Origin of the sequence: Oceanospirillum sediminis (assembly GCF_014164585.1) — a bacterium.
Taxonomy (GTDB): domain Bacteria; phylum Pseudomonadota; class Gammaproteobacteria; order Pseudomonadales; family Halomonadaceae; genus Oceanospirillum; species Oceanospirillum sediminis.
Genome location: NZ_JACJFM010000334.1, coordinates 1 through 314, shown reverse-complemented (window position 1 = coordinate 314; position 314 = coordinate 1). Strand labels below are relative to the sequence as shown.

The following is a 314-nucleotide window of genomic DNA, read 5'->3' as shown; positions in this document are numbered from 1 at the left end:
AAAGCTTGATACACCGAATACATTTTTAACTACTGATTCCATTTATGGCGATTTCATTTTTGAAATTGATTTTAAAGTGGATTCTACAATGAATTCGGGCATTCAGATACGCAGTAATAGTTTGCCATACTATAGAGATGGTATGGTTCATGGCTATCAAGTAGAGATCGATCCATCCAAACGTGCATGGAGCGGAGGGATTTATGATGAAAAAAGACGCAAATGGTTGAATCCACTTAAAGATAATCCTGAAGCGCAAAAGGCTTCTAAACAGAATGAATGGAATCATTACAGGGTTGAAGCCATAGCAGATA

The 314-nt window shown here is 36.9% G+C and carries 1 protein-coding gene; it reads left to right on the top strand.

All coding sequences use genetic code 11. From position 1 onward, the window contains the following. On the top strand, positions 1-314 hold a 314-nt coding region (locus H4O21_RS28850; RefSeq protein ID WP_182812747.1), incomplete at both ends, for a 3-keto-disaccharide hydrolase.